Annotated in this window: 20 protein-coding genes and 1 pseudogene; 13 read left to right on the top strand and 8 right to left on the bottom strand. The window is 65.7% G+C overall.

Annotated features, from left to right (window positions below; all coding sequences use genetic code 11):
- The first annotated feature begins 35 nt into the window (after window positions 1–35).
- Entirely contained in the window at window positions 36–1,298 is a 1,263-nt protein-coding gene (gene cqsA, locus KR767_RS14675; protein WP_166949547.1) for an alpha-hydroxyketone-type quorum-sensing autoinducer synthase, read from the top strand.
- Window positions 1,299–1,326: 28 nt separating this feature from the next.
- On the opposite strand, the gene KR767_RS14670 is transcribed toward cqsA, so the two are convergent.
- The 6 genes from KR767_RS14670 to KR767_RS14645 form a co-directional block, all read right to left on the bottom strand.
- Window positions 1,327–1,632: an Mpo1-like protein gene (locus KR767_RS14670; protein WP_166949545.1), complete on the bottom strand. Its 306-nt coding sequence runs from the start codon at window positions 1,630–1,632 to the stop codon at window positions 1,327–1,329.
- Window positions 1,633–1,645: 13 nt separating this feature from the next.
- Window positions 1,646–2,521 (bottom strand): pirin family protein, encoded by an 876-nt coding sequence (locus KR767_RS14665; RefSeq protein WP_250876790.1) that lies wholly within the window; start codon window positions 2,519–2,521, stop codon window positions 1,646–1,648.
- 55 nt (window positions 2,522–2,576) lie between these two features.
- A complete protein-coding gene (locus KR767_RS14660; RefSeq protein WP_250876789.1) occupies window positions 2,577–3,434 on the bottom strand; it encodes an alpha/beta hydrolase family protein in 858 nt (285 codons plus the stop codon).
- Between the two features lie 103 nt (window positions 3,435–3,537).
- Entirely contained in the window at window positions 3,538–3,741 is a 204-nt protein-coding gene (gene cspE, locus KR767_RS14655; protein WP_089973954.1) for a transcription antiterminator/RNA stability regulator CspE, read from the bottom strand.
- A gap of 601 nt (window positions 3,742–4,342) precedes the next feature.
- Window positions 4,343–4,552, bottom strand: a complete 210-nt coding sequence (locus tag KR767_RS14650) for a cold-shock protein (RefSeq protein ID WP_046967385.1) — start codon at window positions 4,550–4,552, stop codon at window positions 4,343–4,345.
- 40 nt (window positions 4,553–4,592) lie between these two features.
- Window positions 4,593–4,769, bottom strand: coding sequence for a hypothetical protein (locus tag KR767_RS14645; protein ID WP_166949539.1), 177 nt, complete (start codon window positions 4,767–4,769; stop codon window positions 4,593–4,595).
- Window positions 4,770–4,895: 126 nt separating this feature from the next.
- On the opposite strand from KR767_RS14645, the gene KR767_RS14640 reads away from it, so the two are divergent.
- On the top strand, window positions 4,896–5,378 hold the full coding sequence (locus tag KR767_RS14640; protein WP_166949537.1) for a hypothetical protein: 483 nt from the start codon (window positions 4,896–4,898) through the stop codon (window positions 5,376–5,378).
- Here the strand turns inward: KR767_RS14640 and KR767_RS14635 are convergent.
- Window positions 5,367–6,641, bottom strand: coding sequence for a winged helix-turn-helix domain-containing protein (locus KR767_RS14635; RefSeq protein ID WP_284732847.1), 1,275 nt, complete (start codon window positions 6,639–6,641; stop codon window positions 5,367–5,369). The genes KR767_RS14640 and KR767_RS14635 overlap by 12 nt on opposite strands.
- Window positions 6,642–6,758: 117 nt before the next feature.
- On the opposite strand from KR767_RS14635, the gene KR767_RS14630 reads away from it, so the two are divergent.
- The gene (locus KR767_RS14630; RefSeq protein ID WP_250876788.1) at window positions 6,759–7,262 is read left to right on the top strand and encodes a hypothetical protein; all 504 of its coding nucleotides are present in this window, start codon (window positions 6,759–6,761) and stop codon (window positions 7,260–7,262) included.
- A gap of 145 nt (window positions 7,263–7,407) precedes the next feature.
- Window positions 7,408–8,475 (top strand): phospholipase A, encoded by a 1,068-nt coding sequence (locus tag KR767_RS14625; RefSeq protein WP_166949535.1) that lies wholly within the window; start codon window positions 7,408–7,410, stop codon window positions 8,473–8,475.
- 231 nt (window positions 8,476–8,706) lie between these two features.
- Here KR767_RS14625 and KR767_RS14620 read toward each other — a convergent pair whose 3' ends face one another.
- Window positions 8,707–9,189: an FKBP-type peptidyl-prolyl cis-trans isomerase gene (locus tag KR767_RS14620; RefSeq protein WP_166949533.1), complete on the bottom strand. Its 483-nt coding sequence runs from the start codon at window positions 9,187–9,189 to the stop codon at window positions 8,707–8,709.
- 188 nt (window positions 9,190–9,377) lie between these two features.
- Between KR767_RS14620 and KR767_RS14615 the strand changes: the two genes are divergently transcribed.
- From KR767_RS14615 to KR767_RS14575, 9 genes and pseudogenes are all read left to right on the top strand, one after another.
- Window positions 9,378–11,372 (top strand): acetyl/propionyl/methylcrotonyl-CoA carboxylase subunit alpha, encoded by a 1,995-nt coding sequence (locus KR767_RS14615; protein ID WP_250876787.1) that lies wholly within the window; start codon window positions 9,378–9,380, stop codon window positions 11,370–11,372.
- Window positions 11,373–11,383: 11 nt separating this feature from the next.
- Window positions 11,384–12,277 carry a hydroxymethylglutaryl-CoA lyase gene (locus tag KR767_RS14610; RefSeq protein ID WP_250876786.1) on the top strand — a complete coding sequence of 298 codons (894 nt, stop codon included), beginning with the start codon at window positions 11,384–11,386 and terminating at the stop codon, window positions 12,275–12,277.
- A 44-nt stretch (window positions 12,278–12,321) separates the two neighbouring features.
- Window positions 12,322–12,801, top strand: a pseudogene (locus tag KR767_RS14605) (GNAT family N-acetyltransferase); the annotation flags it as partial.
- 189 nt (window positions 12,802–12,990) lie between these two features.
- Window positions 12,991–13,293 carry a GNAT family N-acetyltransferase gene (locus KR767_RS14600; RefSeq protein WP_250879167.1) on the top strand — a complete coding sequence of 101 codons (303 nt, stop codon included), beginning with the start codon at window positions 12,991–12,993 and terminating at the stop codon, window positions 13,291–13,293.
- Window positions 13,290–13,853, top strand: coding sequence for a GNAT family N-acetyltransferase (locus KR767_RS14595; protein WP_250876785.1), 564 nt, complete (start codon window positions 13,290–13,292; stop codon window positions 13,851–13,853). The genes KR767_RS14600 and KR767_RS14595 overlap by 4 nt, the downstream gene beginning before the upstream one ends.
- A 211-nt stretch (window positions 13,854–14,064) precedes the next feature.
- Entirely contained in the window at window positions 14,065–14,832 is a 768-nt protein-coding gene (locus KR767_RS14590) for an SDR family oxidoreductase (protein ID WP_166949525.1), read from the top strand.
- Between the two features lie 25 nt (window positions 14,833–14,857).
- Window positions 14,858–15,424 carry an elongation factor P-like protein EfpL gene (efpL, locus tag KR767_RS14585; protein WP_166949524.1) on the top strand — a complete coding sequence of 189 codons (567 nt, stop codon included), beginning with the start codon at window positions 14,858–14,860 and terminating at the stop codon, window positions 15,422–15,424.
- Between the two features lie 112 nt (window positions 15,425–15,536).
- Complete coding sequence (locus KR767_RS14580; protein WP_250876784.1) at window positions 15,537–17,606, top strand: FUSC family protein; 2,070 nt, start codon at window positions 15,537–15,539, stop codon at window positions 17,604–17,606.
- Window positions 17,607–17,788: 182 nt separating this feature from the next.
- Window positions 17,789–18,814, top strand: coding sequence for an amidohydrolase family protein (locus KR767_RS14575; RefSeq protein WP_166949520.1), 1,026 nt, complete (start codon window positions 17,789–17,791; stop codon window positions 18,812–18,814).
- The last annotated feature ends 86 nt before the right edge of the window (window positions 18,815–18,900 follow it).

Genomic DNA, 18,900 nt, shown 5'->3' with positions numbered 1-18,900 from the left:
ATCGCCCACCCCCATCACCACCAGAGAGATGACCCATGGAGAAAGTTACCGTTCTGCACCGCATTGCGAAGGCACCGGCACTCCCTGATTTCGTCCATCGCAGGGTAGAGAAATTCCACAACGAACGCGTTGCCATTGACTGGGGCGGTCGTCACATTTTGCGCGGTCGCCGCCCTCAATCCGATGCACTGATGCTCCAGAGCAACGACTACCTCGCGATCGCCGGCCATCCCGCCATCGTCGAGGCCCAACGCGAAGCACTCAGCAAGGGCGGACTGGGCATGATGATGTCCGCCCTGTTCCAGCAGGATGCCGACGAACCCATCCACCGCGCAGAACGCGAGCTGGCACGTGCCGTCGGCAGCGAAGACGGCATCCTTGCCCAGTCCGGCTTTGCGGCCAACGTGGGCCTGATCCAGTCCATCGCAGAGGATCGCATCCCCGTGTACGTCGATATGCTGGCCCATGCATCGCTATGGGAAGGCATTCGCAGCGCCGGCGCCAAGGCCGTGTCGGTGCTGCATAACGACGTAGCCCATCTCGAACGGCAGATCCTTCGCAACGGACCGGGCGTGATCGTGGTCGATTCCGTTTACAGCACCAACGGCAGCCTGGCTCCGCTGGAGCGCATCGCCGATCTGTCGGAGGCCAATGGATGCGTGCTGGTGGTCGACGAATCCCATTCGCTGGGTACGCATGGCGATCTGGGCGAAGGTCTCGTCGCCAGCCTGGGCCTCAACGATCGCGTGCACTTCATCACCGCCAGCCTCGCCAAGGCCTATTGCAGTCGCGCCGGGTTCATCGCCTGCACCACCCGCTTCAAGGACTATTTCGGCTGCGAAGCGCTGCCCGCCATCTTCAGTTCGTCGCTGCTTCCCCATGAACTGGCCGGCCTCAGTGCGTCACACCGGGTCATCCAGAACGAAACATGGCGGCGCCTTCGCCTGAGGGATGTCACGCAGCACGTACGCCGCGAACTGGCCGCACTGGGTTATCCCATTGCCGATGGTACGGAACAGATCGTGGCCTTCGAAGCGGGCGAGGAACTGCTCACCGCCCATGTGCGGGATGTCATGGAGCAGCATGGCATCTACGGCTCCGTCTTCAGTGCGCCCGCCACCACGCAGAGTCGTTCGCTGCTTCGCCTCACGCTCAACGCGGGCATGAGCGACGGCGATGTGGAGCGCCTGGTAGACACCTGCCGCGATGCGCGCGAAGTCATGCGCCTTCCCGAATGGAGTGCCAGCCGTCGCGCACAACGCGAGGGCGCCCGCCAGCTGGCCATGGAGGTAGCCTGACCTGCAAGAGGCCGCGTTCGTCTGCGCGTCAGCGCAGGCGAACGCGGCCGCGCAGGATGTCCCAGAACATCCGCCAGTCGCCCATGAGGCTGTAGAGCGGATGGCGGAAGGTGGCCGGGCGATTCTTCTCGAACACGAAATGGCCTGCCCAGGCGAAGCCGTAGCCAGCCACGGGTACCAGCAGCAGCCATAGAAGCTGGCCGGTGATCACGGTGAGGGCAATCACCAGCAAGACTACCCAGCTACCCGCGAAGTGCAGCCGCCGACATCGCACGTCGGCGTGCTCTCCAAGGTAGTACGGATAAAAATCACGAAAACTGGCGAACGTCGACATGGCGACCCTCCCTTCAGTGCGGCGGCAGGGGAATACGCTCGTGCTCGTCGCCGGGCACGGCGGGAAAACGCTCTGCCGAAGCCGCCCAATCCGCCTTGGCCGCTTCGATCAGCTCCTTCGAACTGGCAACGAAATTCCACCACAGGTGACGCTCGCCATCGAGCGGCGCGCCGCCGAACAGCATCACCAGCGCATCGTCACGTGCTTCGAGCACCGGCGGCTCGCCATCGTGGGCCACGCCCATGTCCAGTGCATTCAGGTCGAGATCGCCGAAGCGCGCGGCACCCTCGACGACATAGGCGCCCCACTCCGCGTGATGCCCCGGCATGGTGAGGCGAGCACCGCGCTTCAGGCGCGCCTCGACGAAGAACATGGGTGCAAAGACGCGCACGGGCGAGGTAACGCCAAAGGCATCGCCAGCGATCACCACCAACTGTCCGCCATCGACATCCACGCGCGGCAGTTCGCTCGCCGGGTGATGGTGAAATTCCGGCTCGATCGTCTCGTGGGTCTTCGGCAGGGCCACCCACACCTGGATGCCATGCAGATTCTGGCCGTGATGACGCTCCACCGGCGGCGTGCGCTCGGAGTGCACGATGCCGCGACCGGCCGTCATCCAGTTCACGTCACCCGGATGGATATCGACATGGCTGCCCAGGCTGTCGCGATGGCGGATCGCGCCATCGAACAACCAGGTGACCGTGGCCAGGCCGATATGCGGATGCGGACGCACATCCATGCCGGTGTCTTCACCAAACGCGGCAGGGCCCATCTGGTCGAAGAAAACGAACGGCCCCACATGACGGGCTTTCAGGTGGGGCAGCATGCGACGGACGACGAAGCCATCGCCCAGGTCGCGCTGTTTGCCGTCGATCAGATCCGGACTCATCGTCACTCTCCGCTAGAACTACCCGAAGCGTAACGCAACACACGTTGCCGTTTGCTCAGATGGCGTTTGCGATCCGTGCTGCGACGGCATCGGGCGCTTTCATCCAAGCGAAGTGATCGGCGGCGGCACCACCCAGATCATCGCTCGACAGGATGGCCGTCGTGTGTGCGGCTGCCGGCATCTTCCCCTGCAGCCATTCCAGCGATGACAGGGGCGCGAGCCAGTCTTCGCGCAACAGCCATGCGTGCACCGGAGCCTTCTGACGCGCCAGCGCTGCCTCGAAATCCACCGGCATGCCGCGCGCCGCATAGCGCCCTGTGCGTCCGCTGCGCCCCCAGTCGGCGATCACGCCACGCGCCTCGTTACCTCCGAAGCCGATGCTATGTCCTGGCAGCCGGCCCACCAGTTTCGCCAGCAACGGGGCGAAGACGTAGGCGCCATAGGTCCAGGGCTTGAAGCGACGCCAGTACGGGGCGCCCGTGGCAACCAGCACGACGCCGGAAAGCGGCACCGGTGTCGTCGACGCCAGCAGGCAGGCAAGCTGACCACCCAGGCTATGACCGCCCAGCAGCACGGGCGCGCCGGGAGCCGCTGCGCGCAGCGCATCGAGGCTGTGGGGCAGATCGTCGCCAAGCAGCTCGCGGTAGCCCCAGTCCTGCCTTCGGCCCGCGCGTCGGTCGCTCGAACCATGGCCACGCCACTCATGTACGCCGACCACGACACCGCGGGCCGCCAATGCCCGCGCGAAGGCCTGGTAATGCCTGGCGGATACGCCCATCGCCGGAACCCAGAGCAGGCAGGCACGCACAGGCCCCTGGGGTCGGTAGAGCATGAGGTCGGCGCGAGCCCCGTCCGTCATCTGCAGGGAAAGGGTTTCCGGGTGAATTGCCGGATCGGCCGCTGGTTCGCTCATGGTTTTCCTGAGGACAAACAAAAACTCCCCCGGGAACAGGGGCCCGGGGGAGCGGAAGTCGATGCAGATCCAGGCAATGAAGCCCTATCCGCCTGACAAGGTCTTACTTCGGAACGACGTTGTCGGCCTGCGGACCCTTCTGGCCCTGCGTCACCGTATATTCAACCTTCTGGCCTTCCTGCAGGGACTTGAAGCCATTGCCCTGGATCGAACGGAAATGCACGAACACGTCCGGGCCGCCCTCGTCCTGAGTAATAAAGCCAAAACCCTTGGCGTCGTTGAACCACTTCACCGTACCAGTTGCCATTACACACACCTCTATCGAACACACAAAAACCCGGCTCGCGAGCCGGCGACGTTACTGGGCATGCATGGCGGGGTGATGCGATGGAGCGTATCGAATCGCTTACATCGGGTCACTCGCGTGACCGCGCAAACACAGTACGGTGGATGATAACCACATTTCCCTGAAGTTCTGTAGGGGAATTCCTACAGAGGTCGAATTTTTGACACCGATCACGCCTCGTTACGTGAAGGAAGCGCGAAATTCGGCAATCTATCCAGGAGGGATGTCGCGATACTCGGGTTTAGCGGGTCACTTAATGGCGGGTTGCCCTGCATTTGGGAGTGCAGCGGCTTTATTCCCGTGAACAGGCCGGATCAGGGCGATAAATCATATGCATATTCGGCATCAACGTCCCTGAAGCCGGAACTGTAGGAGCGCGCCTGCGCGCGACCGGGCGGCCGACGCCCCGTCCCCTGTAGGAGCGCGCCTTGCGCGCGACCGGTTTTCGCGATGATTCCGGGTCGCGCGCAAGGCGCGCTCCTACAGGAGTCTGCTCCAGCCGGGCCAATAAAAAAGCCGGGCGTTTCCGCCCGGCTTTTCGAAGCACAGAAAGTGAAAAGGCTTAGGCCTTGTTCACTTCCTCAGCCTGCAGGCCCTTCTGGCCGTTGACGACCTTGAAGGAGACCTTCTCGCCTTCGGCGAGCGACTTGAAGCCATTGCCCTGGATGGCGCGGAAGTGCACGAACACGTCCGGACCGTTCTCACGGGAGATGAAACCGAAGCCCTTGGCGTCGTTGAACCACTTAACAGTGCCGATCTCGCGATCCGACATAGAAACACTCCAATACGATATAACGAATAAAACCAGCAACTTATAGGAAGTTGCCGCTTACTGGTGTGCAAGGAAACGCGAGGAGCGAAGCGATGTTGCGGATCGTGATCAGCGGCATCGGGTCAACGTAACTCAATGACCCCGGCAAACACAGTGCGGCGATCATACCCGCGTCGGCGACAAATAGCGATGCCGGAACCCGTTCTTTGAGATTCATTCGATCCGGCCCACCCTACGCTAACGTCCCGTTCACCCGGTTCCGGCACATCCTTGCGGGGTGTCGCATCCGGATTGCGACGCCCGACCATCCATCGCCCACGTTCCATAAGGGGGACAGCCGACCATGACACACTCCCTGCTTCGCATCGCTCCGCTGGCCCTCGGCCTCCTGGCCCTGGCGGCCTGCTCCGACCACGGCACCCGTTCCACAGCCTCGTCCACCCGTACGGTGACGACCACGGCCCCTGCGACCACGACAACCTCGGGCACGGCCAGCAAGACGGCCACCACGTCGTCTTCCACGAGCCGGACCACGACCCGCACGTCGACGGTCAAGGAAGCCCCGCTGCCTGATAGCACCGGCATTGCCGCCTGCGACGAATACCTTGCCAGCTACAAGAGCTGCCACCTGGCGGCGGGCGTCTTCCCGCGCGACCAGATCGAGAACCGCTACGAGATGATGCGGACCAGCCTGCTCAAGCAGTCCCAGGACCCGGACATGCGAGACCAGCTCGGCGCCCGTTGCACGTCGCTGGCCAGCCAGCTCAAGGATGTGCTCAAGGGCCGCTCCTGCACCGACGCTCCTGCTCCTGCATCAACCCGCTAAGCGGCTGGCGATCGCCCTCGACAGCAACCCGGCCAGCCCGCGAGGCTGGCCGGCGTCGATCGCCACACGTGGCGTGTCGTGCCACACCGCGCATTCGATGATTGCCCCGGCCATGCCATCCACCAGATCGGGCGTCGGCAGCACACCTTCTTCGAGCCATACGCCAATGACCTGGAAGAGGCCTTCCTGGCGATGGGCTTTCGCATCCAGCCGGCCTACCAGTCGCCCTCGATGCAGAACAGGCAGTACGTAATAGCCGTAGCGGCGCTTCGCCGCCGGCACGTAGCACTCGATCGTGTACTCGAAACCGAACAGATCCAGCGCCCGCGCGCGATCCCAGACCACCGGATCGAACGGTGAAAGCACCGTGGTGCGCGTAGCGCGCAAGGTGTTCCTGCACGCCTCATCAAGTAGTCCCGCATGATCAGGGTGCACGTAGGCCACCTCGTTCCATCCGGTAACACTCACCGCGATGAGATCCCCCTCGTCCACCAGTGGCACGAGTTCGTCATCGGTCACGCGAGGCCGCAGGCGAAAATAATCGGCGATCCATCGCGCCTTGGTGATACCCAGCGCGCGCACGCTGCGCAGAATGAAGTGCCGGCGAATCTCGGCTTCATCGAGCAAGGCCATCGGCGGTGGCTCGGCCCAGCGCGATGTCACCCGGTCGGCAAGGTCGTATACACGCTGAAAACGCTCACGCCGGGTCACCATCAACTCGCCTAGCGCAAACCAGGCTTCAAGCCAGCGCTTTTCAGGCTTCCATCCCCACCATCCCGACGTGGCCGGTGCATCGCGCTCGAAGTCGGCCGCGCGCAGCGGCCCTTCCTCGCGAATGCGCTTAAGCAACGCTTCCATCTGCGCGCGCGATTCGTCATGCGCACGCCGCGCGTTCTTTGTTGCCCAGTGCCCTGCACGCCCCAGACGGAAGTCACGGTGATAACGGTATTCGGCTACCGGCACGAACGAGGCTTCGTGCGCCCAGCACTCGGCGATACGTCCTTCGGACAGGGCATCATCGAGCCACGCACTGCGATACGGGCCAAGGCGCGAGAACAAGACGAGATACGGACTGCGCGCCACGACGTGGATGGTGTCGATCTGCAACATCTCCATCGTGGCGATGGTGGCATCGACATCGGCGGCACGTGCCTTGCGCGTGCGTTTGCGCAGCAACCCTTGCGCTGCCAGATGCAGCAGCTGTGCAGAACGATGCGTAAGCACAGGGCGCGTGGAGGGATCGTCTGATACGCGTGACGCCACGGTAGAGGCCTGTTCGCAGTTGGGCCGCCATTAAAACGTCCCTTGCTAGCGTCGGCAATGCCGTCGCGACGAGCGTGCCGCGACACCTTACCACGATGACCCACAAGGAGGCTTTCGATGAAGAAGCAAGTACGTGCCGCAGTCCTTGGTGCTTCGCTGTTACTGGCGGGTGCCGCATTCGCGCAGAATGCGCCCCAGCCCGTTCCGCCTCCGCCGCCGGGTGAAGCCACGCCGCCCCCGCCGCCGCCCGGCTCCATGCCGCCTCCGGCGCCGCGCCCGGCCAACGACACCACGATGCAGCAGGCACCGCCGCCTCCGGCCATGCCGCCAGCGGGTGCCGATGCACCGCCCCCGCCTCCGCCGCCCGGCGGCGCGGCCGCCACGATGAATGCGCCGCAGGGCCAGGTCACCGTGAACAGTGGCATGGCGCCCGCGAAACCGTCGGGTCCGGCGCCTGATTTCAAGACGCTGGCCGGCAAGAAGGGCTACATCACCGAGAAGGATGCGTCGCAGTTCCCGCTGCTCGCCAATGACTTCGACTATGCAAGCCACAAGAGTGGCAAGGTCACCAAGGCACAGTACGAGGCCTGGGTGAAGAAGTCGGGCGCCAGCGGCCAGTAAGCGAGTCGCGATGACTCAGGAAAACGGAGGGCTGCGGCCCTCCGTTTTCGTTCAGGGCCGTGCTGCACGTTTTTCACACATCCTGCGCGGATACACTCCCTCGCATCAGCCGGCCGGAGCGCCGGCCAGAGGGAGCCATCACGAAATGAACCGTCACACCGCGGCGCGGGCGCTCGGCGCATGGGTCTGTGTCCATGCCGGGCTGGCGTTTGCCCAGAATCCCAGCCCCACCGACATCCGCGCCTGCTCGGCCATCGAGACCGATGCACAGCGCCTGCTTTGCTACGACAAGGCCGTGGGCCGCACCCAGATGCCGCAGGCGGCGAAGAAGGAAGACATCAAGGCCGATACGGTCAGCGTGGATCTCGCCACGCGCAATTCGCGCGATGTCGCCAAGCCGCTGTCGCTGCTGGACAGCCGCTGGGAGCTTTCGCCGGAATCCAAGCTCGGCACGCTCAACCTGCGCGGTTACAAGCCGACGTATGCCCTGCCCGTTTTCGTGGCGTCACGACAGAACACCACACCGCACAGCCCAGCCGAAGGCCGTACGGTGACGACGCCGCAGGACCTGGACAAGGTCGAGTCGAAGTTTCAGATCTCACTCAAGACCAAGGTGGCCGAAACCCTGTTCGGCGACAACGGCGACCTGTGGGTGGGCTATACGCAGTCGTCCCGCTGGCAGGTCTACAACAAAGAGAACTCGCGGCCCTTCCGCGAAACCAACTACGAACCGGAAGCCCTGCTCGTCTTCCGCACCAATTACGAGATCTTCGGCTGGACCGGCCGCCTGGCCGACATCGGCATCAATCACCAGTCCAACGGACGGGCCAATCCGCTCTCGCGCAGCTGGAACCGCGTGGTGGCCGACATCGGCCTGGAGCGCGAAGGCTGGACCATCATGCTGCGCCCGTGGTGGCGCATCCCGGAGAACCGGAAGAACGACGATAACCCCGATATCCAGGATTACATGGGTCGTGGCGAAGTTCAGGTGGTGCACGAGGTGGGCAGGAACGAGTTTGCCCTGGCGGCACGGCATTCCTTCCGCGTGGGCGATCGCTCGCATGGGTCGCTACGCTTCACCTGGAGTTTCCCGGTGATCAACAACCTGCGCGGTTACCTGGAAGTGTTCAACGGATACGGCGAAAGCATGATCGACTACAACCACCACGCAACGTATCTGGGGCTGGGTGTGTCGTTGCTCGACTGGTATTGACGGGAGTGATTCATCGCTTCGGACCGGTCGCGCGCAAGGCGCGCTCCTACACGAATACCATGTAGGAGCGCGCCTTGCGCGCGACCGGTTCGAAGCGACACGCCCCTGCAGGAGCACACCTCGCGCGCGACCGAAGCCGAAGAAACGCCCGGACACACGCAGAAGCCCAGCCACCACGACAAAGCCCCGAGGACCCTGCCGCCGGCAAGGCCGGCTCCTACAAGACCCGCATCAGTGGTGGTGACCACCCTCGCCATGCACGTGGCCATGGGCCAGCTCTTCTTCCGAAGCCTCGCGCACGTTGGTGATTTCGACGGCAAAGTGCAGGGTCTGGCCGGCGAGCGGGTGATTGCCATCGACGGTGACGTTGTCGCCTTCGATCTTGGCGATGGTCACGTTGATGCTGCCCTGGTCGTTGCGGCCCTGGAACTGCATGCCCGGCTGGAGGTCTTCCACGCCCTGGAACGCCGCGCGCGGCACCACCTGCACGAGTTCGTCGTGACGCACGCCGTAGCCCTCTTCCGGGGCGACATCGACCTTGAACTGGTCGCCGACCTGGCGACCTTCAAGGGCCTTCTCCAGACCCGGGACGATATGGCCCTCGCCATGGATGTAGGCCAGCGGCTCGCGACCGTCCGAGCTGTCGATGACGTTGCCCTGGTCGTCGGTCAGCGTGTAGTGGAAGGAGACGGCGTGGCGGTCGGCGATCTGCATGAAATTCTCGCTTTAAGGGGAGGTAAGGATGGCGGTATGCCGCCTTCCGGACTCCCAAGGCTAGGGGAGGCGCCCCCTCACTGCAAATCCCCGGGCCCTCCGATGCTGCGCCGCAACCCGCCGCGAGGCCGGATTCTGCTAGTTTTCCCGCTTTTCCCACTCCCCCTTTTCGCCACGCCGGGAACCGCATGTTCGACTGCATTCTGATTGCCAATCGCGGCGAAATTGCCTGCCGCGTGATCCGGACCTGCCGCCGCCTCGGCATCCGTACCGTTGCCGTCTACTCCAGCGCCGATGCCGATGCCCAGCATGTGCGGCTGGCCGACGAAGCATGGCCCATCGGTGGCCCGCGGCCGGCCGAGTCCTACCTGCGCGGTGACGCCATCATCGAAGTGGCCCGCCGCACAGGCGCCCAGGCCATCCACCCGGGCTACGGCTTCCTCTCGGAGAACACCGATTTCGCCCGTGCCTGCGAGGCCGCCGGCATCGCCTTCATCGGCCCGCGCCCGGCCAGCATCGACGCCATGGGCTCCAAGGCGGCTGCCAAGGCCCTGATGGAAAAACACGCCGTGCCGCTGGTGCCCGGCTACCACGGCGAAGACCAGGACCCCGCCCGCCTCGCCGCCGAGGCCGAGCGCACGGGCTTCCCGCTGATGATCAAGGCCGCCTCGGGCGGCGGCGGCAAGGGCATGCGCATCGTGCGCGAGGCGGCTGGTTTCGCCGAGGCCCTTGCTTCTGCCCAGCGCGAGGCAGCCAATGCCTTCGGCGACACCCGGGTGATCCTCGAGCGCTACGTCGATCATCCGCGGCACATCGAATTCCAGGTGTTCGGCGACACCCACGGCAACGTCATCCACCTCAACGAGCGTGAGTGCTCGGCACAGCGCCGCTACCAGAAGGTGCTGGAGGAAACCCCGTCGCCCTTCCTCGACGACGCACGCCGCGCCCGCATGGGCGAGGCGGCCGTGGCCGCCGCACGTGCGGTGGACTATGTCGGCGCAGGCACGGTGGAATTCATCGTGGGGCAGGATGGCGAGTTCTTCTTCATGGAGATGAACACGCGTCTCCAGGTGGAACACCCCGTCACCGAGGAAACCCTCGGCCTCGACCTCGTGGAATGGCAGCTGCGCGTCGCAGCGGGTCAGCCACTGCCGCTGCGCCAGGAAGACATCCGCGCCAGCGGCCATGCCATCGAAGTACGCCTGTATGCGGAAGACCCCGAAGCCAACTTCCTGCCGGGCTCGGGCAAGCTCGTGGCCCTTCGCCTGCCGTCGCCGTCGCGCCATGTGCGCCTGGACGGCGGCGTGGTAGAAGGCGACACCGTGACGATCTTCTACGACCCGATGATCGCCAAGCTCATCGTGTACGACCGCGACCGTACCCAGGCGCTGGAGCGCTTGCGCGAGGCGCTGGCGGTGACCGACATCGTGGGTCCGAAATCCAACGTGGCCTTCCTTGAGCGCCTGTCGCGACACCCCATCGTCGTCGAAGGCCGTATCGACACCGGCTATCTCGACCGCCACCTCGACGAATTCCTCGTCGCCGGCACAGCCGCAGGCGACACCGAACGCTTCGCCGCCGCCGTGGCCCTGCTGCTGGCGGACGAAACCGCGCCGGTACATCAGGCAGCGGATCCGTTCTCGCCCTGGGCCAGTGCCGACGCGTGGCGCCTCGGTCACGCCGGGAAGCGTGTCGTGGCACTGATGGAAGGCGATACCCGCCATGAGATCGAGGCGCATGGGCATGCCGGCCATTACGTGCTCCATGAAGGCGACACGAGTTGCACCGTGGCAGGCGCCCGTCTGGCGAACGGCGTGCTATCCGCCCGCTTCGACGAGCGCTCGCGCCGTATTCCGCTGGGCATCGAAGGAACCCGGGTTCGTCTGCACGACGAACAGGGCCGCCGCTGGCAGTTCGAGCGCGCCCCCGCCTTCGCCTGGGGCGGTGCCGAAGGCGCGGGCGCAGCGCATCTCGTCGCACCCATGCCGGGCCGCATCGTGCTGGTGCGTGCCGCACCGGGCGACACCGTGGAAGAAGGCCAGGAGCTGCTGGTGATGGAGGCCATGAAGATGGAGCTCGCCTTGAAGGCGCCGCGTGCCGGCACCATCGAGTCGATATCCGCCGCCCAGGGCGATTTCGTGGATGCCGACAGCGTCCTCGTCCGATTCGCCGAGACGGCCTGACCGGAGTTTTCATGAGCAACCATGTCCGCATTGTCGAGGTCGGTCCGCGCGACGGCCTCCAGAACGAAAAGACCCTGCTGGCGGCAGCGGTGAAGATCGAGCTGATCAATCGCCTCTCCGACACCGGCCTGGCCACCATCGAGGCCACCAGCTTCGTCAGCCCGAAGTGGGTGCCGCAGCTGGCCGATGCCGCCGAAGTGTTCACCGCCATCCGCAAGGCGCCGGGCGTGGTCTATCCCGTACTCGTGCCCAATCTGCAGGGGTACGAGCGCGCGCGGGAAGTGGGGGCGACGGAAGTGGCCGTGTTTACCGCCGCATCCGAAGCGTTCAACCAGAAGAACATCAACGCCTCCATCGATGAATCGATCGAGCGCTTCGTGCCGGTGCTGGAGCGCGCACGTGCCGATGGCGTGGCGGTGCGGGGTTACGTTTCCACGGTGCTGGGCTGCCCTTACCAGGGCGACGTGCCGGTCGCCGATGTCGTCCGCGTGGCGAAGCGCCTGCACGCACTGGGCTGTCACGAGATTTCGCTCGGCGACACCATCGGTGTCGGCACGCCGTCCAGGGCGCGCGCCATGCTGCGTGCCGTGGCGGCCGAGGTGCCGATGGCGGCGCTTGCCGTGCATTTTCATGACACCTATGGGCAGGCCCTGGCCAATATCCTCGCCTGCCTCGAGGAAGGCGTACGCGTGGTGGATAGCGCCGTATCGGGTACCGGCGGTTGTCCGTATGCCAAGGGCGCCACCGGCAACGTAGCCAGCGAGGATGTCGTCTACATGCTGCACGGCATGGGCATGACCACGGGCGTGGACCTCGACAGGCTGGTACAGACCGGTGCGTGGCTGGCGGAGCAGCTGGGGAAGGAAACGGCCAGCCGGGTGACGCGGGCGCGTACGGCCGCCTGATTGGGGCGGTGACGTCAGTACCCCCTCCATGGCAGCATCGGGCCATGTCCTCCGATCTCATCCTCCGCCCCATCGAACCGCGCGACGATGTCCAGGTCGCGGCGGTAATCCGCAGCGTCATGCCGGAGTTCGGCGCCGACGGCCCCGGCTTCGCCATCCATGACCCGGAGGTGGACAGCATGTCCGCCTCCTACGCCCTGCCCCGCAGCGCCTACTTCGTTGTCGAGAAAAACGGCAAGGTCATCGGCGGCGCGGGCATCGCGCCACTGGAAGGCGGTGCCGACGACACCTGCGAGCTGCGCAAGATGTACTTCCTGCCGGAAGCCCGCGGTCTCGGTGCGGCATCGAAACTCATGCGCCTGTGCCTCGATGCCGCGCGCCGCGCGGGCTTCTCGCGCTGCTACCTCGAAACGCTCACTGGCATGGATGCGGCCCAGGCGCTCTACCAGCGCCACGGTTTCACCCGCATCGACGCGCCCATGGGCGGCACGGGGCACTTCAGCTGCGACCGCTTCTACCTGCGCGGAATCAACGACGGCGATCTGATCGTGGCGCCCACGCCGCCCTCACTGACGTTCGCCATCGACGAACCCGGTCGGCCTGACGTTGTCCCGCTCATCGAACAGCTGCACGGCTACCTGTCCGACCTGGACCGTCACCCGGTACCACCCTCGGTCACCATCGACAGCCTGCAACGCCCGCACGTCACCTTCATGACCGCGCGCGTCGACGACATCCCGCTGGCTTGCGGCGCAGGGCTCGCCTACGACGACTACGTCGAACTGAAATACATGTACGTGCTGCCGGCCTGCCGCGGCATGGGCCTGGGCAAGCAGATGCTCGAAGCGCTGGAAAACGAGGTGCGCCGCCAGGGCGCGCGCGTGGTGCGCCTGGAGACCGGCACCGCCCAGACCGAATCCGTCGAACTCTACGAACGCGCAGGCTACCGACGCTGTTCGCCCTTCGGCGAGCACCGGGCGAATGCCGCCAGCATCTTCATGGAAAAACAGCTGTGATCCGTATCGCCACCGAAGCCGACGCCGCCGCGTGTCATGCCATCTACGCGCCCGTGGTGGAAACCAGCGCCATTACCTTCGAGACCGAACTGCCCGGCGAAGAGGCCATGCGTGGCCGTATTCGCACGCGGCTGGCCACGCATCCGTGGCTGGTCTGGGAGGACGAGGGCGAGGTGATCGCCTATGCCTATGCGGGCCGCTTTCGCGAGCGTGCGGCATATGACTGGATTGCCGAGACGTCGATCTATGTCCACGAAAAAGCTCGTCGTCGGGGCATTGCGCGTCGCCTGTACAACGCCTTGCTGGAGGCCATGCGGCACCAGGGAATCAACCAGGCCGTGGGCGTGATCACCCTGCCGGGCGAGACCAGCGTGGCCATGCATGAGGCCATGGGGTTTGCGCCGGCCGGGGTCTGGCCGAAGGCGGGGTACAAGCTGGGGCAGTGGTGGGATGTGGGGGTGTGGAGCCTCTTTATCAGCGAGCCGGTGGTGCCGCCCGTGCCTGTCGTGCCGTTTGCCGAGTTGGCGGCGCGGGGTGGACTTGTGGGGGTCGTGGGTTAGTCGGGCGTGGCGTTGGTCCCCGGTCGCGCGCAAGGCGCGCTCCTACACACCGGATCAGCGCGCGAGGCCCTGTAGGAGCGCGCCTCGCGCGCGACCGGCGCAGCCGAAATAACCCCAACGCCCGCCACCACCACTGCCGCGATGCGGCAACCGCCACTACCTGCCCTCGGCTAAACTGGGCCTCTTTGCCTCACGCATCCTTGGAGTACCCATGCAGCTCGATCAGGTCAGGGCCGTCATCACCGGCGGCGCATCCGGTCTCGGCCACGCCGTGGCCCAGCGTCTCGTTGCCGCCGGCGCGAAGGTCACCCTCTTCGACGTCAACGAAGAAAAGGGCCAGGCCGCTGCCGCGGCGCTCGGCGCCCATGCCAGCTTCCAGCGCACCGACGTCACCTCCGAAGAAGGCGTAGCCGCCAACGTCGCCGCCGCGCGCGATGCCATGGGTGGCCTCAACGTCGTCGTGAACTGCGCCGGCATCCTCGGTGCCGGCCGCGTGCTGGGCAAGGAAGGCGCCATGCCGCTGTCCACGTTCTCCAGCACCGTCATGGTCAACCTCATCGGCAGCTTCAACGTGGCCAAGGCCGCCGCGCAGCTGATGCAGTCCAACGATCAGGGCGAGGACGGCGAGCGCGGCGTCATCGTCAATACCGCCTCCGTCGCCGCCTACGAAGGCCAGATCGGCCAGGCCGCCTACTCGGCATCCAAGGGCGGCGTGGTCGGCATGACGCTGCCCATGGCCCGCGAACTGGCCCGTTTCGGCATCCGCGTGAACACCATCGCCCCGGGCATCTTCTGGACGCCCATGGTCGATGGCATGCCGCCGCAGGTGCAGGAGTCACTGTCCGCCTCCATTCCCTTCCCCTCGCGCCTGGGCAAGCCGGAGGAATTCGCGGACACGGTCGCCTTCCTCATCACCAGCCGCTATCTCAACGGCGAGACGATCCGCCTCGACGGCGCAGTCCGCCTCGCTCCGAAGTGATTCAACCAACCTACGTGCAGACACCATGAAAGCATCCGACGTAAAGAAGGGCAACGTCGTCGAGAACGACGGCACCGTGTACCAGGTGCGCGACATCGAGCGCAGCTCGCCCACCGCGCGCGGCGGCAACGTGACGTTCCGCTTCACGCTGTACTCAATTCCGGGTAACCGCAAGTTCGACCTCAGCCTGCGTGCCGACGACGAACTGAAGGAAGTGAGCCTCGACCGCCGCCAGGCGAAGTTCTCGTACATGGACGGCGACGCGTTCGTCTTCATGGATGACGAGGACTACACCCAGTACACGCTGGACGCGGCCGTGGTCGGCGACAACGCCGGCTACATCGTGGAAGACGTCGAAGGCTATTACGTGCAGGTGATCGACGATGCGCCGGTCGGCCTGCAGGTGCCCACCTCGGTCATCCTCACCGTGACGGACACCGCGCCGGAAATGAAGGGCGCAAGCGCCACCAAGCGCAGCAAGCCCGCCACGCTCAACACCGGCATCGAAATCCAGGTGCCCGAGTACATCACCAACGATGAAAAGGTGTGGGTGAACACCCTCACCGGCGAATTCGCGGGCCGCGCCTCGTGATCGCATCGGGACGGCGACATCGCCCGATGTCGCCGTCCCGCCTTGCCGCTTGCGTTCCAGTCAGGAAGACTGGGGCAGAATCTTTCGTTCAACGGATGAAAACCAGCACACCATGAGCAACGGCTACTCGTTCCGCGCCAGCGTCGTCGACGCGCTGATCCGGACGAAACGACCCGACGTCCCCATGCGGGTCGCGCTGCGCAACACCGCGGCGGTCGTCCTGCCGCTTGCCATCGGCCTCTACAGCGGACACCCGCAGGTCGGCATCGGCATCGCCGCCGGTGCGCTGGACACCATGTTCTCGGACCAGCCCGGCCCCTACCAGCAACGCCTCAGCCGCTTGTTCCTCGCCGCGCTGGCCGCCGGCGCCGCTTCGCTGGTGGGCTTTCTCATCGGCAATTACATCCTGCCCATGAGCATCGCCTGCGCCCTCTGCGGCTTCCTCGGCGGCATGCTCGTGGTGTTCGGCCCCGATATCGCCCGCGTGGGCATGACCAGCATGCTCCTGCTGGTGATCACGGCGGCCACACCGCAGGATCTGCGCGGCGCACTGTCGGGCGGCGGGCTGATTTTCGCCGGCGGCATGTTGCTGGCCCTGTTTTCCATTGCCGCGTGGCCGCTGCAACGGTATCGCCCCGAGCGCCTGGCGCTGGCCGATGTCTATCGCGGGCTTTCGGATCTGGCCCGCAAGCCGCAGAAGGACGGTGAAGCTCCCGGCCTCACCGACGCCATGAACACCTTGCAGGTCACCCTGCTCGGTCGATACCACGCACACGGCCGCGCCATGGAAGCCTTCCGCGTGCTGCTCGAGCTGGCCGAGCGTATCCGTCTCGAACTGGTCGCCATGGCGGAGCTGGAAACGCGGCGCGACGGCATGGGCGAGATGTTCCGCCAGGATGCCGCCCGCGTGCTTACCGCCGTGGCCGAAGCGCTCGACGCGGCCGAGCCACCGCAGCGCGCGGAGCGTGCCCTGGCCACGTTGCGCGCGAGCGAACGGGCACTGCTCGCCGGCAGCTCGGGCACGGGTTTGTCCGCACATATCCAGGCGCTGTCAGGCCAGCTCGCCGCCGTGGTGCGTAACGCCAACTGGGCCGGCAGCCGTGGTGAAGAACGCGCGCAACGCGCCGAAACCACCCTGCCGGAAACACTGCGCAGTGCCTCCGCCCTGGCGACCCTGCGCGCGAATATCACCCCGGGCTCGGTGGCCTTCCGTCACGCGGTGCGTTGCGCCGTGGTGCTTACCCTCGCCTTCGCCGCGTCGCGCTATTTCGAGCTGCCGCATGGTTACTGGCTGCCCATGACCGCCGCCATCGTGCTGCGCCCGGACTTCGCCGCCACCTTCAATTTCGGCCTGTTGCGCGTGGCCGGCACCGTGCTGGGCCTGGTCATCACCAGTCTGCTGCTGCGTTTCACACCGGACGAGACCTGGGCGCACATCCTGATGCTGGGTACGCTGTGCGTGATCTTCCGCTATCTGGCCGGTGCGCATTACGGCATCGCCGTGGCGGCACTGACCGGCACCGTCGTGGTGCTGCTCGCCTTCGAAGGCGTGGAATCCAACCACGCCATGCACGACCGCGTGCTCAATACGGCGCTGGGCAGCGCCATGGCCCTGCTTGCCTATGTGTTGTGGCCGTCCTGGGAGCGTCACCGTGCACGCAATGCGTTATCGGACATGCTCTGCGCCTATGCCGACTACCTCGATGCACTGGTCGCTCCCGCCGATGCGGGACGGCGGCACGAGGTGCGCATGTCCACCCGCACCGCACGCACGAATGCATTGGCATCCGTGGATCGCATGCGCGCGGAACCCGGCACGCCGGGCGTCCTGCAGGAACTGGCAGAGACGCTATACGCCAACGGCAATCGTCTGGCGCGTACCGCGATGACGCTGGAAGCGCTGATCGACGTGGGCGATGTACCGGAAGAATGGACACATGTGGGCCCGTTCATCCATGAGGCCTCCGTCGAACTGCGCCGCCAGGCCGAAGCGCTCACGCGCATCGAAGGCATCCCGGTGCCGCCTGCGTTGCGCGAACACCAGCGCGCCCTGGTGGACGCGCTGTCGCGCAGCAAGGACCGCGAATTCGCCGACGCCGTGGGCCGCCTCACCGACCGTCTCACGGATAACGTGGACACCATCGCCCACGTAGTAACCCGCCGCAGCACCGCCCCCATGTAGGAGCGCGCCTGCGCGCGACCGGTGTCACGCCACGCCACACCCCTGTAGGAGCGCGCCTCGCGCGCGACCCCTGCCTTGCGCCACGACCGGTCGCGCGCAAGGCGCGCTCCTACAAGAGCCGCTCCGCGTGGATTGCTGCACCGCCAGAGGCATCCCGGCGCGTCCGGCCATACACTCGGGGCATGCTGAAGATCGACACGCACGCGCACATCCTGCCCCGTGACTGGCCCGATCTGGCGGCCCGCTACGGTGACATCCGCTTTCCGGTGATGACCCACTCCCAGGGCCATCACCGCATCTACAAAGACGGCAAATTCTTCCGCGAAGTGTGGGAGTCGGCCTTCGACCCGGCCCATCGCATCGCCGACTACGCCCGTTTCGGGGTCGGCGTGCAGGTGGTGTCCACGGTGCCGGTGATGTTCTCGTACTGGGCCAAAGGCCATCAGGCCCTCGAACTGCACACCCACCTCAACGACGACATGGCCGCCGTGTGCGAAACGCATCGCCGCCATTACGCCGGCATCGGCACGGTGCCTCTGCAATCACCCGATCTGGCCATCCGCGAGTTGGAACGCTGCATCGACGAACTGGGCCTGCAAGGCGTGCAGATCGGCTCGCACTGCAATGCCTGGAACCTCGACGCCCCCGAGCTGTTCCCCTTCTTCGAAGCGGCTGCCGACCTCGGCGCGGCGGTCCTCGTGCATCCGTGGGACATGATGGGCACCGACACCATGCCCAAATACTGGCTGCCGTGGCTGGTAGGCATGCCCGCGGAGCAATCGCGCGCCGCCTGCGCACTGATCTTCGGCGGCGTGCTGGAGCGCCTGCCTTCGCTGCGGGTGATGCTGGCCCATGGCGGTGGCAGCTTCCCCTACTCCATCGGCCGCATCGAACACGGCTTCCGCATGCGCCCCGACCTCGTGGCCACGGACAACGCCCGCAACCCGCGCGAATACCTCTCGCGCTTTTTCTACGACTCCTGCGTGCACGACGATGCGGCCCTGCGCTACCTGCTCTCGGCCGTGGGCAACGACCGCGTGATGCTCGGCACCGACTACCCATTCCCGCTGGGCGAGCAGGAACCGGGCAGCGGCATCGAAGCACTAGGCCTGGACGACACCGCCCGGGCGCGCCTGTTTCATGGCACCGCCCTGGAATGGCTGGGTGTGCCCCTGCAACGTTTCCAGCCGGTGGCCGCCGTGGCGTGACACGGCGCACAGCCCGGCGGGCGCGACGCCCACGCAGCTTGTGCGAAAATGCCGCGGTTACGCGGCCGGGCCGCGTCCAGACCGAG

The organism is Luteibacter anthropi, from assembly GCF_023699965.1.
GTDB lineage: Bacteria > Pseudomonadota > Gammaproteobacteria > Xanthomonadales > Rhodanobacteraceae > Luteibacter > Luteibacter anthropi.
The sequence above is the reverse complement of the archived record's forward strand: the minus strand, read 5'-3'. Positions and strand labels throughout refer to the sequence as shown.

What these genes read in the sequence shown, in the direction of transcription:
- cqsA (WP_166949547.1), top strand. Translation starts at nt 36, where the DNA reads ATGGAGAAAGTTACCGTTCTGCACCGCATTGCGAAGGCACCGGCACTC.
- KR767_RS14670 (WP_166949545.1), bottom strand. Translation starts at nt 1,632, where the DNA reads ATGTCGACGTTCGCCAGTTTTCGTGATTTTTATCCGTACTACCTTGGA.
- KR767_RS14665 (WP_250876790.1), bottom strand. Translation starts at nt 2,521, where the DNA reads ATGAGTCCGGATCTGATCGACGGCAAACAGCGCGACCTGGGCGATGGC.
- KR767_RS14660 (WP_250876789.1), bottom strand. Translation starts at nt 3,434, where the DNA reads ATGAGCGAACCAGCGGCCGATCCGGCAATTCACCCGGAAACCCTTTCC.
- cspE (WP_089973954.1), bottom strand. Translation starts at nt 3,741, where the DNA reads ATGGCAACTGGTACGGTGAAGTGGTTCAACGACGCCAAGGGTTTTGGC.
- KR767_RS14650 (WP_046967385.1), bottom strand. Translation starts at nt 4,552, where the DNA reads ATGTCGGATCGCGAGATCGGCACTGTTAAGTGGTTCAACGACGCCAAG.
- KR767_RS14645 (WP_166949539.1), bottom strand. Translation starts at nt 4,769, where the DNA reads ATGAATCTCAAAGAACGGGTTCCGGCATCGCTATTTGTCGCCGACGCG.
- KR767_RS14640 (WP_166949537.1), top strand. Translation starts at nt 4,896, where the DNA reads ATGACACACTCCCTGCTTCGCATCGCTCCGCTGGCCCTCGGCCTCCTG.
- KR767_RS14630 (WP_250876788.1), top strand. Translation starts at nt 6,759, where the DNA reads ATGAAGAAGCAAGTACGTGCCGCAGTCCTTGGTGCTTCGCTGTTACTG.
- KR767_RS14625 (WP_166949535.1), top strand. Translation starts at nt 7,408, where the DNA reads ATGAACCGTCACACCGCGGCGCGGGCGCTCGGCGCATGGGTCTGTGTC.
- KR767_RS14620 (WP_166949533.1), bottom strand. Translation starts at nt 9,189, where the DNA reads ATGCAGATCGCCGACCGCCACGCCGTCTCCTTCCACTACACGCTGACC.
- KR767_RS14615 (WP_250876787.1), top strand. Translation starts at nt 9,378, where the DNA reads ATGTTCGACTGCATTCTGATTGCCAATCGCGGCGAAATTGCCTGCCGC.
- KR767_RS14610 (WP_250876786.1), top strand. Translation starts at nt 11,384, where the DNA reads ATGAGCAACCATGTCCGCATTGTCGAGGTCGGTCCGCGCGACGGCCTC.
- KR767_RS14600 (WP_250879167.1), top strand. Translation starts at nt 12,991, where the DNA reads ATGACCGCGCGCGTCGACGACATCCCGCTGGCTTGCGGCGCAGGGCTC.
- KR767_RS14590 (WP_166949525.1), top strand. Translation starts at nt 14,065, where the DNA reads ATGCAGCTCGATCAGGTCAGGGCCGTCATCACCGGCGGCGCATCCGGT.
- efpL (WP_166949524.1), top strand. Translation starts at nt 14,858, where the DNA reads ATGAAAGCATCCGACGTAAAGAAGGGCAACGTCGTCGAGAACGACGGC.
- KR767_RS14580 (WP_250876784.1), top strand. Translation starts at nt 15,537, where the DNA reads ATGAGCAACGGCTACTCGTTCCGCGCCAGCGTCGTCGACGCGCTGATC.
- KR767_RS14575 (WP_166949520.1), top strand. Translation starts at nt 17,789, where the DNA reads ATGCTGAAGATCGACACGCACGCGCACATCCTGCCCCGTGACTGGCCC.